At 67.2% G+C, this 11,800-nt stretch carries 11 protein-coding genes; 7 read left to right on the top strand and 4 right to left on the bottom strand.

The features are described 5' to 3' along the window. Positions 1 to 244: 244 nt before the first annotated feature. The 4 genes from AC1DKR_RS16415 (at position 245) to AC1DKR_RS16400 (ending at position 3,693) form a co-directional block, all read left to right on the top strand. The gene (locus AC1DKR_RS16415; protein ID WP_025874129.1) at positions 245 to 442 is read left to right on the top strand and encodes a zinc-finger domain-containing protein; all 198 of its coding nucleotides are present in this window, start codon (positions 245 to 247) and stop codon (positions 440 to 442) included. A gap of 15 nt (positions 443 to 457) precedes the next feature. After that, a complete protein-coding gene (locus tag AC1DKR_RS16410) occupies positions 458 to 1,573 on the top strand; it encodes a glycosyltransferase (protein WP_363731716.1) in 1,116 nt (371 codons plus the stop codon). Further along, on the top strand, positions 1,554 to 2,885 hold the full coding sequence (locus AC1DKR_RS16405) for an O-antigen ligase family protein (RefSeq protein WP_336032023.1): 1,332 nt from the start codon (positions 1,554 to 1,556) through the stop codon (positions 2,883 to 2,885). Before AC1DKR_RS16410 ends, AC1DKR_RS16405 begins: the two co-directional genes overlap by 20 nt. A gap of 358 nt (positions 2,886 to 3,243) precedes the next feature. Further along, on the top strand, positions 3,244 to 3,693 hold the full coding sequence (locus AC1DKR_RS16400) for an REP-associated tyrosine transposase (protein ID WP_478033691.1): 450 nt from the start codon (positions 3,244 to 3,246) through the stop codon (positions 3,691 to 3,693). A gap of 109 nt (positions 3,694 to 3,802) precedes the next feature. Here the strand turns inward: AC1DKR_RS16400 and AC1DKR_RS16395 are convergent, their stop codons facing one another. After that, complete coding sequence (locus tag AC1DKR_RS16395) at positions 3,803 to 4,720, bottom strand: LpxL/LpxP family Kdo(2)-lipid IV(A) lauroyl/palmitoleoyl acyltransferase (protein WP_089236760.1); 918 nt, start codon at positions 4,718 to 4,720, stop codon at positions 3,803 to 3,805. A 60-nt stretch (positions 4,721 to 4,780) separates the two neighbouring features. Between AC1DKR_RS16395 and waaA the strand changes: the two genes are divergently transcribed. Together waaA and AC1DKR_RS16385 are read left to right on the top strand one after the other, a co-directional pair. Beyond that, positions 4,781 to 6,079, top strand: coding sequence for a lipid IV(A) 3-deoxy-D-manno-octulosonic acid transferase (gene waaA, locus AC1DKR_RS16390; protein WP_223496485.1), 1,299 nt, complete (start codon positions 4,781 to 4,783; stop codon positions 6,077 to 6,079). Between the two features lie 225 nt (positions 6,080 to 6,304). Then, complete coding sequence (locus AC1DKR_RS16385; RefSeq protein ID WP_478033686.1) at positions 6,305 to 7,627, top strand: amino acid transporter; 1,323 nt, start codon at positions 6,305 to 6,307, stop codon at positions 7,625 to 7,627. 72 nt (positions 7,628 to 7,699) lie between these two features. Here AC1DKR_RS16385 and AC1DKR_RS16380 read toward each other — a convergent pair whose 3' ends face one another. From AC1DKR_RS16380 to AC1DKR_RS16370, 3 genes are all read right to left on the bottom strand, one after another. Beyond that, complete coding sequence (locus AC1DKR_RS16380; RefSeq protein ID WP_442244370.1) at positions 7,700 to 9,058, bottom strand: TolC family outer membrane protein; 1,359 nt, start codon at positions 9,056 to 9,058, stop codon at positions 7,700 to 7,702. 16 nt (positions 9,059 to 9,074) lie between these two features. After that, positions 9,075 to 9,722, bottom strand: coding sequence for a protein-L-isoaspartate O-methyltransferase family protein (locus AC1DKR_RS16375; protein ID WP_478033681.1), 648 nt, complete (start codon positions 9,720 to 9,722; stop codon positions 9,075 to 9,077). A 136-nt stretch (positions 9,723 to 9,858) separates the two neighbouring features. Continuing rightward, the gene (locus AC1DKR_RS16370; protein ID WP_478033678.1) at positions 9,859 to 10,539 is read right to left on the bottom strand and encodes a TetR/AcrR family transcriptional regulator; all 681 of its coding nucleotides are present in this window, start codon (positions 10,537 to 10,539) and stop codon (positions 9,859 to 9,861) included. A gap of 123 nt (positions 10,540 to 10,662) precedes the next feature. On the opposite strand from AC1DKR_RS16370, the gene AC1DKR_RS16365 reads away from it, so the two are divergent. Continuing rightward, the gene (locus tag AC1DKR_RS16365) at positions 10,663 to 11,799 is read left to right on the top strand and encodes an efflux RND transporter periplasmic adaptor subunit (RefSeq protein WP_478033675.1); all 1,137 of its coding nucleotides are present in this window, start codon (positions 10,663 to 10,665) and stop codon (positions 11,797 to 11,799) included. Position 11,800 lies beyond the last annotated feature (1 nt).

Genomic DNA, 11,800 nt, shown 5'->3' with positions numbered 1-11,800 from the left:
TTCGATCCAAATGCGGGAAATTCGAACGAAGACCGGTTCTGCACGGAACTGGCTGGTGCGCATGGGGATTTCCTGCCGCCGTGGCTCGGCGCCGCCGCCGGGGAGCGGGCAGGGCGGTTGCATGGCGGGACCACGGCGTGGGGGTGAAGCTGGCCGCCGCGCGCAGCGGCCACGCCGCGCACGGTGTTTGCCGGGCCCAGATGCTAGAATCGCAGGCCTCGCAATCCGTTCATCGACATCCGCCATGAGCCATACCGCCACCGCGCCCGCCAACGCCGAAAAGCGCTACACCGTGCACCGCAGCGATCTGCCGCTGAGCTGCCCGACTCCGGAAATGGCGCTGTGGAACTCGCATCCGCGGGTGTACCTGCCGATCGAAGACGAACCCAACGGGCAAGCGCAGTGTGCTTACTGCGGTGCCGTGTTCGTGCTGGCCGACTAAGCGGCCGCCCCCTCGATGCGCCGATTGACCGTGGTGCAGTTGCTGCCGGCGCTGCACTCCGGCGGTGTCGAGCGCTCGACCCTTGAAATCGCGGCCGCCCTGGTCGCTGCCGGCCATCGCGCGCTGGTGGTGTCGGCCGGTGGTCGTCTGGTGCAGCCGCTGCTCGACAGCGGTGCCGAGCACCTGACCCTGGATATCGGCCGCAAGTCGCTGCTGACGCTGCGCCATCTGCCGACCCTGCGCCGCTTGTTCACCGAAGTGGGCGCCGACATCGTCCATGCCCGATCGCGCCTGCCGGCGTGGCTGGGGCTGTATGCGATCCGTGCGATGCAGCCGGCGGAGCGCCCGCATTGGGTCACTACCGTGCATGGGCTGAATTCGCCCGGCCGCTACAGCGCGGTGATGACCAGCGGCGAACGCGTGATCTGTGTATCCAACAGCGTGCGCGACTACGTGCACACGCATTACCCGACGGTGGCCGGCGACAGGCTGCAGGTGATCCCGCGTGGGGTGGATGTCAGCCAGTTCCCACGTGTGGCCCGCGCCGATCGGCGGCCCCGGCTGGCGCTGGCGGCGGACTATCCCTGGCTGGCCAAGGTCGATGGACCGCTGTTGCTGCTGCCCGGTCGTGGCACCCGGCTGAAAGGCCATGCCCACGCGCTGCAGCTGCTGGCCGATGTCCGCGCAGCAGGCGTGCCGGCACAGCTGTGGATGCTGGGCACCGACGAGCCTGGCCGCGAAGCCTATGTGGCAGAGCTGCGCAGGCAGGCAGACGCGCTTGGCGTGACCGGGGCCGTGCACATCAGCACGCCGACCGCGCGCATCGCCCAGGCGTACGCCGCCAGCGATCTGGTGCTGCAGCTGTCTGACAAGCCGGAGGCCTTCGGTCGCACCGTGGTCGAAGCGTTGTCGGTCGGCAGGCCGGTGCTGGGCTGGGACCACGGCGGCGTGGGCGAACTGCTGCAGCAGCTGCAGCCCAGTGGCGCCGTGCCGCTGGGCAATGCGCAGCTGCTGGGTGAACGTGCGCTGGCCTTGCTGGCACAGCCGCCATCGCTGCCGGGCCGTATCCCGTTTACCCTGCAGGCCATGCAGCGCGATACCCTCCGCCTTTATGCCGACCTCGCTGGCTGACGCCACGCCGCCCCTGCGCGACGAGCGCGCTGGCCGCTGGGCACCCTGGTGGGTGCTGGCCTACGTCGCGTTGTGGCCGCTGCCAGGCATCGCCGAAACGGTGCTGGGCCTGGGAGCGTTGTACGCCGCGGCACGCATGGTCATCCGCCGGGTGCAGCATCGACCGCATCTGCTGAGCCCGGCAGCGTGGGCACTGACATCGATTCTTTTCCTCGGCTACTGGTTGCCGCAGGCGTTCTCGGCCTTCGATGCCGTGGACCCGTCGGCGTCGTGGACCAAGGCTGCGGCGGGACTTCGCTATCTGCCTTTCATGTGGCTGGTGGCGATCGCCGTGGCCACCCCGCAGCGGCGGCGCCTGACCCTGGGTGGGTTGGCGGTGATCACCGGCCTGTGGACGCTCGACGCGCTCGTGCAGGCACTGGCAGGCACCAGCCCCTGGTTCTGGTCGCTGCAGCAGATCAAGCTGGCCATCAGCGGCCACGCATTGTGCCCGGCTGAAGAAGCCGCGTTGGCTGATCGTCTCAGCGGAGCGCTGGGACCGTGCAACCTGAAGTTCGGCCAGGTGCTGGCCAGTCTTTCGCCGTTCCTGTTGTTGCCAGTGGCGCGCCGTTTCGGCAATGCGGGCTGGCTGCTGGCCGTCGCCGCGGTGGGCGTGGTGCTGCTGCTGGCCGGCTCGCGAGCGTCATGGATCACCTTCGGCCTGGTGGTTGTCTACAGCGGTGTGCGCCAACTGGGATGGAAGCGGCTGGGCCTGCTGGCGCTGGTGGGTGTTCTCTCGGCGGGCGTACTGACCGCCAGCGTGCCGCAGTTGCGAGAGCGTGTGGCGCGCACGGCAATGGCCTGGGAAGGTGGCGATGACGGGGTCGAACAGGCGCTGTCCGGCCGTACCCGCATCTGGAGCGCGGCGGCCTGCATGATCGAAGCGCATCCGATCAATGGTGTCGGCGCTCGTGGCTTCCGCGATGCCTATCCCCATTGCGTTGCGGATGAAGGGCCGGCGGTGTGGGGCACGATGCCGGCGCTGCACGCCCACCAGATCGTGCTGGAGATTCTTGCCGAGACCGGCGTGCTGGGTCTATTGCTGTGGCTGGCGGCGGTGGCACAGGCATGGCGGGCATGGCGTTTCGCCCCGGCCCCGGCGCGCGAACGTGCACGCCCGGCGATGCTGGCATTGGCGGTCACTGTGTTCCCGCTCAATACGCACCTGGCGTTCTATTCCGCGTTCTGGGGCGGCTTGACCGTCCTGCTCGCCGCGCTGTTCGTCGGCACGTTGCTGGCGCGCGAACCGGATGATCAGCCGGGCGCCGGGTAATCTCCGCATCCACGCATGGCGTGGATCTACTGGATTGCTCGGGGTGGTTGGGCGTATCCACGCATGGCGCGGATCTACTTGCGTGTGCGGGTTGGGGCCTATCCACGCATGGCGTGGATCTACTGGATTGCGCGGGGTGGGTGGTCGTATCCACGCATGGCGTGGATCTACTGGATTGCGCGGGGCGGGTGGTCGTATCCACGCATGGCGTGGATCCACCGGAGATGCCGATCAGTAGATCCACGCCATGCGTGGATGGGCTTTCCCATGAACATTGGCCGTCGTCGCGGCTTTTCCCGACCTGCCGCGAGGTGGTCCGCCAATGCACGCAGGGTCGCGCAACCCGCAGTCTGTGCCCATGGCCAGCCCCAGACTCCGTTACGGTCGCTACTCCCGCACGGGCAACATCTATTCCCTGACCACGGCGACCGTTGGCCGTACCCCCTTGTTCGCCGATGCCGCCAACGTGGCGGTTCTGGTCGATACCCTGCGTTTCATCGAACGCAACGGTTTCAGCCACAGCCATGCCTGGGTGGTGATGCCCGACCACCTGCACTGGCTGATGGAACTGCAGAAGGGAACGCTGGCCCAGTGCATGGCCGTACTCAAATCACGCAGCAGTCGGCTGCTGAATCGGCAACTGGGACGGAAAGGACCACTCTGGCAGCACGGCTACCACGACCATGCGGTACGCACCGATGAATCCCTTCATGAGAAGGCGATGTACATCCTGGCCAATCCGGTGCGGGCCGGACTGGCCGGCGAGTTGGGGAAATACCCGCATGCGTGGTGTCGTTGGCCGTTGTAGATTCCGGTGTCGGAACGGAGAGCATCCACGCATGGCGTGGATCTACTGGGAATGCCGATCAGCAGCCCGACGCCATGCGTGGATGGGGTGCTCCCGACCGCCCGTCATCTCACTTGTAGAAATCGCTCCGCCCACCTGGCTGGCGCTTGAAGCGGCGATGGATCCACAGATACTGGTCCGGTGCCTCGCGCACCATCTGTTCGATGGCCTGGTTGACCCGCGCGGTATCGGCCTCGACGTCTTCGCTGGGGAAATTCTCCAGCGGCGCACCAATCTTCAGGAAGTATTTCCCGCCTTCGCGGCGATGGAAGTAGGGGATGACCGCGCAACCGGTCATCCGCGCCAGCTGGTGGGTCGCGGTGATGGTGGATGCGGTGTGGCCGAAGAACGGCACGAACACGGTGTCCTTGCCGCGCATGTCCTGGTCGGGCGCGTACCAGAGGAAGCCGCCCTTCTTCAGATGGCGCACCGTCGCGCGGATGTCCTCGTTGGCATACATCGCCTTGGCGTAGCGCAGGCGGCCGAACTTCACCGCCCACTCGTACACCGGGTTCTTGTGCTTGCGGTACATGCCCGAAAGGTCGACGTGGTCGCACAGCAGGCGGCCGCACATCTCCAGGGTCATGAAATGGCCCGAGACCAGAAGCACGCCGCGGCCCTCGGCCTGCATCTGCTTGAGGTGTTCCAGCCCTTCGATGTGCACCTGCGGGCGGATGCTGTCGATGCTGCCCCACCAGGAGCGCGCGCATTCGAAGATGCCGACGCCCAGCGCATCGAAGCTGTCGCGCACCAGGCGCTTGCGCCAGGCCTCGTCCTTCTCGGGGAAGCACAGCTTGAGGTTGACCTCGGCGGCATGGCGGCGGCTGCCGGCCAGGCGCCAGGCGATCGAGCCGACCCCGCGGCCGAGCGCGCGCTGCAGCATCCACGGCAGCCGGGCGATCCCGAAGGCAGTGAACATGACGGCAAACATCGGCCAGTTGCGTGGATCACGCAGCGACGGACGGACGGCGGTGGTGGCATCGGACATGCCGCCATTCTACCAACCCGGCCGCGTGTCTTTCCCGGGGGGCTCCCGTATCCTTGCCGCATGCGTAAAGACCCTGTCGAATGGATCCTGCGTGGCCTGTACTCGGCCGTGCTGTACCTCCTGCTGCCGATCACCGTGTACCACCTGGTCTGGCGCGGCTTCCGGGTCCGTGAATACTTCCGGCGCTGGGATGAACGGTATGCGTCCTATCCGCAGCCGAGCGGCCAGCCGCGGGTCTGGCTGCATGCGGTCTCGGTGGGCGAGGTCAACGCCGCTGCGCCGCTGGTCAATGCGCTGCGCGAGCAGCGGCCGGATATCCGCTGGGTCATCACCACCATCACCCCGACCGGCTCGGAACGGGTGCGCGCGCTGTGGGGCGATGCGCTGGACCACGTGTACCTGCCGTACGACGTGCCGGGCAGCGTCAACCGTTTCCTGGGGCACTTCCAGCCCAGCCTGGCGCTGATCCTGGAAACCGAGCTGTGGCCGAACATGCTGTTCGGTTGCCGCGACCGTCGCATTCCGGTCTACATCCTCAATGCGCGCCTGTCGGCCCGATCGCTGCGCGGCTACCGCGTGCTGGCGGCGTTGATCCGGCGTGCGCTGCGCACGGTCACCTGCGTGGCCGCACAGTCGCAGGATGACGCTGCGCGGTTCGTGCAGTTGGGCGCGGCGCCGGAACAGGTGCAGGCACTGGGCAACCTGAAGTTCGACATCGCCACGCCGGACGTGCAGCCCTTCATCGAACAGTTCCATGCCCATGTGCCTGCCACGCGCCCGGTGTGGATCGCGGCCAGCACACATGACGGCGAAGAGCAGGCAGTGATCGACCTGCACCGCCGCCTGCGCCAGCAGCATCCGGACCTGCTGCTGCTGTGGGCGCCGCGGCACCCGGAGCGCTTCCCCAAGGTGGAGGCGCTGGCCCGCGAGCAGGGCTGGAGCGTGGCGACGCGGCGCGCGCAGCAGTGGCCAGCGGCAGGCAGCGATGTATTCGTCATCGACACGCTGGGCGAACTGATGCCGTTCTATGGCTGCGCCCAGGTCGCTTTCGTCGGGGGCAGCCTGCAGGCCATCGGCGGCCACAACCTGCTGGAGCCTGCGGCAATGGGCACCGCAGCGGTGACTGGCCCGCACCTGCACAACTTCGCCGAGATCTCGCGGCGCATGCGTGAGGCCGGCGCACTGCTGATCGGTGAGGACGTGCAGGCGGTGGGTGATCTGCTGCTGCACCTGCTCGACGACGCGCAGGCGCGTGAGGACATGGCCCGCGCGGGTTGCACGCTGGTCAGCAATGGTCGCGGCGCGCTGCAACGGACGCTGCAGCTGGTGGCTCCGCATTTGCCGCCTCCGCTGGCCTGAGCCCGCGTGTTGCCGCCAGGCGTCTTCCCAGGTGGCTCTGTCGTGATCGCCTGCATTAAGTCTGCTTGACGGTGTTGAATCTGTCGTAGCCGGACCGCTTGTGCCGTCGGCTGCGTGCAGGCTGTCACATCATGGTGCCTACGGCGCCGATTCCGATTCCGCTTTTCCCCATCAGGCTGCCAGCCTGCTGTCGACCACGCTTGGACGACATCAAGGGAGCTTTGAATGATTGCCGACAACGGAGGCGCGCTGCGGGGCAGTGCGAAGACCGGAGGGCTGGGCACCGACCATCTGCTGGTGGTGGCGCTGACCCTGCTGATGGGCGGCAGCGTTGTCGTGCTGGTCGGCCAGCACACGGCGGCGCAGGCGGGGCCCGCCATTGTCCTCAGCCTGTTGCTGGCGGCGCTGGGCGCGCTGCCGATGCTGTACTGCCTGCGCATGGCGATGCGGCGCTCGCCGGATGCTTCCGGTCTTCATGGTCTGCTGCGTGCCGCCTGGGGCAAGCTGTCTGCGGATGTACTGGTGATTGCCCTGCTGCTGGAACTGACGGTGACCATCGCAGGCCTGGCGCAATCGATGGCACGCCATCTGTACGCAGCCGCGGAGGTCATCGATGCCGTGCCCGCACAGTGGATGCCGTTGCCGATGGCGGCGTCGATCATGCTGTTGCTGCTGGGGGCGGCCACCGCTTTGCTGCGGATCCCGCGCGCGCTGTTGCTGGCCTGTGCATTGCTGACGGTGAAGCTGGGCGTTGGCTTGCTGCTGTTGTTGCTGGCGGCTCGCCATGTGCACTACGCCCATTGGATTCCGTGGCTGCCCTCGGCCATCGCGCCCTATCGCTTTGGGTTGGGCGGCGTGCTTGCAGCGAGCGTGGCATTGCTCGGTGTGCTGCTCGGTGCAGGCCTGCTGGCGGGATTCTGCGGCACGGTCCCGCGCGCTCGTTCGCAGATTTCCAGAGCTGCCGGCGCAGCGGTGCTGTTGGCGATGGTGTGGCTGATGGTACTGGCTGCGTTGCAGTCGGGCCTGGTCGAGTTTGCCGCGCTGGCCAGCACGCGACCGCTGTCGGTGGCATTGCAGGGTGTGCCGCAGCTGCAATGGTTGCTGCCACTGTTGCCGTTGGCGGGCGGCGCGGGGCTGGCGGCCCTGCAGATCGTGTTGCTGTTGCTGGCCGCGCGGTTGGGGTTGGAGGTCTGCCCGTCGGCGTGCGGCAATGCGGGCGCCAACGCACGCTTGTTGCTGACGCTTGCACTGACCGTGCTGGGCGCGGTATTGGCGTTGTTGCTGCCGGAGAGCTGGCTTCCACAGCTGCCGGGGCCTGCAGGCCTGCTGGTACTGGCCGCCATGTGCGCCGGCGTTGCCCGCAGCCAATGCCAGGCAAGGGCGGCGACCGACGAGCGCAGGCTCCTCCCGATGGTGCTCGCACCTGTGGCGACCGCACTGTGCTTGTTGCCGGCCGTCATGGCCCGCACTTTCGTACCGGTGCTGATGGTCCTGCTTGTGTTGCTGGGCGGCAGGCTCGTCCACCGATATGTCTGGTGTTCCAGGTAGACCTGCCGGCGTGGCGAGCCAAAAAAAAGCCACCCGCGAGGGTGGCTTTTCGATCAGACCGGTGGCGCCGACTCAGTTCGTGGTCGTGGACGGGTTGCCCGCGTCCTGGGTCAGCAGGCGGTTGATGTCCTGCAGCTCGGCGACATCCAGGCCACCCACGGCCTGGCTCAGCAGCAGGCGGTTCTGCAGGAAGTTGTAGCGGGCCTGCGCGTAATCCAGCTGTGCGGAGAACAGGATGCGCTGGTTCTGGATCACGTCCAGCACCGTGCGGGTACCCACTTCCAGGCCGACCTGCGAGGCATCGTAGGCGCTCTGTGCGGAAACCACGGCCAGGCGGCGGGCTTCCACTTCGCTGATGCCCTGCACCAGGGTCTGGTAGGCGTTGCGGGTATTGCGGTCCAGGGCACGCTTCTGCTGCTCGAAACCATCCTGGGCGATGTCACGCTGGGCCAGCGCCTGGCGCACGCCGGACTGGGTGGCGCCGCCAGAGAAGATCGGCACGCTCAGGGTCAGGCCGATGCTGTTGGTGCGTGCATCGGGTGAGAGCGAACCGGCACCGACGCTGTCGCCCCAGGTCGCGCTCTTGCCCCAGCTGCCGCCCAGCGACAGGGTCGGGTAGTGGCCACCACGGGCGGCCTGCACGCCGGCTTCGGCGGCACCGACCTTCAGCTCCTGCGCCTTCAGCGCCGGATTCTGCGTGGTCGCCTGCTGAACCAGCTGGTCCAGATTGCCGCGGTTGGCCGGCACTTCCGGACGGAAATCGGCCGGCAGGCCCTTCAGGTTCATCACCGGCTGGCCGGTCAGTTCGGTCAGGGCTTGGTAGTTGTCGGCCAGCGTGTTCTGCGCAACGATCGCGTTGGCGCGCGCCTGGTCGTACTGGGCGCGTGCTTCGTGCACGTCGGTGATCGGCGCCAAGCCCACTTCCAGGCGCTTGTCGGCGAAGTCGAACTGCTTCTTCGCGGCCGCTTCGTTGGTCTGTGCTGCGTTCAGCGATTCGATCGCCACCAGCACGTTGAAGTAGGCCGCCGAGGTGCGCACGATCAGGTTGTCGTTGGCCGAGTCGAGGGTGAAATCAGCCGCCTTGCTCAGCTCGCGCTGCGAACGCAGGTTGTTGATCTGCGTCCAATTGAACAGCGTCTGGGTGCCATCGACCGTATAGTTGCGACTTTTGCTGGTGAACGAGCCGGAGTTGGCGTCGGCATTCGGCTCGCTGCGCGAACGGTTCAACTGGGCCCGGCCATTGATCTGCGGCAGCAGGGCAGCACGCGCCTGCACGGCGCCTTCCTTGTCGTACAGCCGGGTGGATTCGGCGGCGGACAGCTGCGGGTCACCATTGCGCGCCATTTCATAGACCTGCAGCAGGTCGGCGGCATGGGCGGACAACGGCAGCAGGGCAGTGGCCAGCGCAACAGCGAGGGATCGGCGGATCATTGCGGCTTCCTTGGACTCAGAGGTGGAACTGGGGGGCCGGGGCGGCACCACGCAGGTAATCGATATCGGTCTCGAACAGCGACTCGGTGCTGCCATCGGCCTTCACCAGCAGTGCTTCCATCGCCGGCGAACGGCCCTGGATGACATACAGGCGACCACCCGGACGCAACCACGAAGCAAACTGTGACGGCACCACGTCGACGGCGCCAGTGACACAGATCACGTCGAAGCGGCGTTCGGTCTGCCAGGACAGGCCATCAGCCACTTCCACGCGCACGTTGGTGCCCAGGCCGGTGGCATCCAGGCGGGCGCGCGCAGCGGCGGCCAGTTCCGGATCGATTTCCAGGCTCAGCACGTCGCGCGCCAGCGCGCCGATGCAGGCCGACAGGAAGCCGCTGCCGGTGCCGATTTCCAGCACTTCGTCACCTGGCTGCAGATCCAGTGCCTGCAGGGTACGGCCCTCGATGACCGGCTTCATCATCTTCTGGCCGTTGCCGATCGGCAGTTCGACATCGGCATAGGCCAGCGCCCGGTGCGCGTCGGCGACAAAGGCCTCGCGCGGCAGGCGGGCCAGGACGTCGAGCACCTTGATGTCCAGCACGTCCCAGGGACGGATCTGCTGTTCCACCATCAGTTCGCGGGCGTGGGCGTAATCAATCGTCATGAGGTTCAAATCCAGCGCAGTGGGCCGGCCATTTTACCGGTGCCGGAGGCCGGCGGCGCGCCCAGAGCATCAGCTGCGGGGTGGCCGGGGTCGCAGTGCCGGAAGTCATCGCGACCTCCGGTTCGTTCAGTTTTGGTTATCCAGCGTTCCCAGCCCCCCGCGGCGCGTAGGCGCGCAGGAAGAAATCCACACTGGCGGCCACATGGATCGCAGCATCGGTCTCGACGGGTGACAGTGGCATGCCGCACATCATATGCATGTGCACTTCGCCCTTCACCAGGGTCAGGAACTGCTGGCCGGCGATGTAGCAGTCGGGGATGTCCAGTTCGCCGCGCTCGGCACGCATGCGCATGAAGTCGGCCAGCGCCTCGCAGGTGCGTTGGGGCCCCGCCTGCCAGAACAGTTCGCGCAGGCGCTCATCGGTCTCCGGGGCCATCATCACCCGTTGGATCGACAGGGCCGCGTCGGAGGTGATCATCTCGAAGAACGCCATGCCGATGCCCAACAACTGGTCGCGCAGGGGGCCTTCCACGTTGGCCACGAACAGCGCGTCGGGCAGCATCTCGATGCATTTGGACTGCACAGCTTCGGAGAACAGGGTCTCTTTGTCGCCGAAATGGCTATAGACGGTCAGCTTCGAGACGCCGGCCTGGGCAGCAATGCTGTCCATGCTCACGCCGCTGTAGCCCTGTTCGATGAACAGTGTCTTGGCTGCCTCGAGTATCGCCGCGCGCTTGCCCAGATCCTTGGGGCGCCCGGGACCGGCAGCCTTGGCAGCGGGCTTGGCCGTCGGCTTTCGGGAAGTGGGAGAACTCATTCCGCTAATACTAGACCAAGCGGTTCGATATTTATACTATACCGGCTGGTTCACTAATGTCCGCGTTGCAACAGTATGTTGCCGGCGCGTTCCCCCCGGATTTCTTTTCAGGTCCTGTACCTCATGAAAAACATGCGTTGGTTGGGCGTAGGCGTACTGGTCGTGGTGTTGGCAGCGTGCGGCAAGCAGGCCGCCGAGCCGGTGGCGGCCATCCCGGTGCTGGTGGTGCATCCCACCACGCAGGATGGACAGGCCGCGGCCGCCTACCCCGGCGAGGTGCGTGCCCGCCAGGAAAGCCCACTGTCGTTCCGGGTTGGCGGCAACCTGGTCAAGCGCCTCGTCGACGCAGGCGAGCGGGTGAAGAAGGGCCAGCTGCTGGCCGAGCTGGATGCGGCCGACTACGCCTCGCAGGCGGCGGCATCGCAGGCGCAGCTGGCGGCGGCGGAAGCAGACCTGGTGCGCGCGCGCGATGACCAGAAGCGCTATGCCAAGCTGGCGGAAGACCAGCTGGTGAGCCGCTCGGCACTGGACCAGCAGACGGCGGCATTCAAGGCTGCACAGGGCCAGGCCAACGCTGCCCGGGCCAACCTCGCCGTGGCCCGCAACCAGGCCGAGTACGCGCAGCTGCGCGCACCCGCCGAAGGCGTGATCGCCAGCCGCCAGGCCGAAGCCGGGCAGGTCGTGAGCGCGGGGCAGACGGTGTTCACCCTGGCCGCCGATGGTGGCCGTGAGGTGCTGATCGCGCTGCCGGAAAGCAGCATCCGCGACTACAAGGTCGGCCAGTCGGTGCAGGTGGAACTGTGGAACCGTCCGGGCCAGCTGTTGCCGGGCACCCTGCGCGAGATCGCCCCGGCCGCCGATGCACAGGCGCGCACCTATGCCACGCGCGTGAGCCTGGCGCCGGAAGCACTGAGCGAAGTGGAACTGGGCCAGAGTGCGCGGGTGTTTGCCACCGCCGGGCGCAGTGGTGCGTTGCAGCTGCCGCTGGCGGCTGTGCTGCGCGGCAGTGATGGCAAGGCCAGCGTGTGGGTGGTCAATCCGTCCAATGGTGCATTGAAGGCAACGCCGGTGCAGGTGGGTGCCTACGGCGCGCAGGCCGTGCCCGTCGTGTCCGGCGTGGGCGCGACGGACTGGGTGGTCGCTGCCGGCGGCCATCTGCTGCGCGAAGGCCAGGTGGTGACGCCGGTCGACCGCCAGAACCGCCCGGTGCTGGCACCGTCGGCCGCCAAGCCGGCGCCGGCCGCAGGCAAGGGGCACTGAC

The sequence above is a fragment of the Stenotrophomonas sp. 01N47 genome, assembly GCF_056399165.1.
The sequence above is the reverse complement of the archived record's forward strand: the minus strand, read 5'-3'. Positions and strand labels throughout refer to the sequence as shown.

Excerpts from the sequence above, each read along its gene's own strand:
- AC1DKR_RS16415 (WP_025874129.1), top strand. The coding sequence starts at position 245 with ATGAGCCATACCGCCACCGCGCCCGCCAACGCCGAAAAGCGCTACACC.
- AC1DKR_RS16410 (WP_363731716.1), top strand. The coding sequence starts at position 458 with ATGCGCCGATTGACCGTGGTGCAGTTGCTGCCGGCGCTGCACTCCGGC.
- AC1DKR_RS16405 (WP_336032023.1), top strand. The coding sequence starts at position 1,554 with ATGCCGACCTCGCTGGCTGACGCCACGCCGCCCCTGCGCGACGAGCGC.
- AC1DKR_RS16400 (WP_478033691.1), top strand. The coding sequence starts at position 3,244 with ATGGCCAGCCCCAGACTCCGTTACGGTCGCTACTCCCGCACGGGCAAC.
- AC1DKR_RS16395 (WP_089236760.1), bottom strand. The coding sequence starts at position 4,720 with ATGTCCGATGCCACCACCGCCGTCCGTCCGTCGCTGCGTGATCCACGC.
- waaA (WP_223496485.1), top strand. The coding sequence starts at position 4,781 with ATGCGTAAAGACCCTGTCGAATGGATCCTGCGTGGCCTGTACTCGGCC.
- AC1DKR_RS16385 (WP_478033686.1), top strand. The coding sequence starts at position 6,305 with ATGATTGCCGACAACGGAGGCGCGCTGCGGGGCAGTGCGAAGACCGGA.
- AC1DKR_RS16380 (WP_442244370.1), bottom strand. The coding sequence starts at position 9,058 with ATGATCCGCCGATCCCTCGCTGTTGCGCTGGCCACTGCCCTGCTGCCG.
- AC1DKR_RS16375 (WP_478033681.1), bottom strand. The coding sequence starts at position 9,722 with ATGACGATTGATTACGCCCACGCCCGCGAACTGATGGTGGAACAGCAG.
- AC1DKR_RS16370 (WP_478033678.1), bottom strand. The coding sequence starts at position 10,539 with ATGAGTTCTCCCACTTCCCGAAAGCCGACGGCCAAGCCCGCTGCCAAG.
- AC1DKR_RS16365 (WP_478033675.1), top strand. The coding sequence starts at position 10,663 with ATGAAAAACATGCGTTGGTTGGGCGTAGGCGTACTGGTCGTGGTGTTG.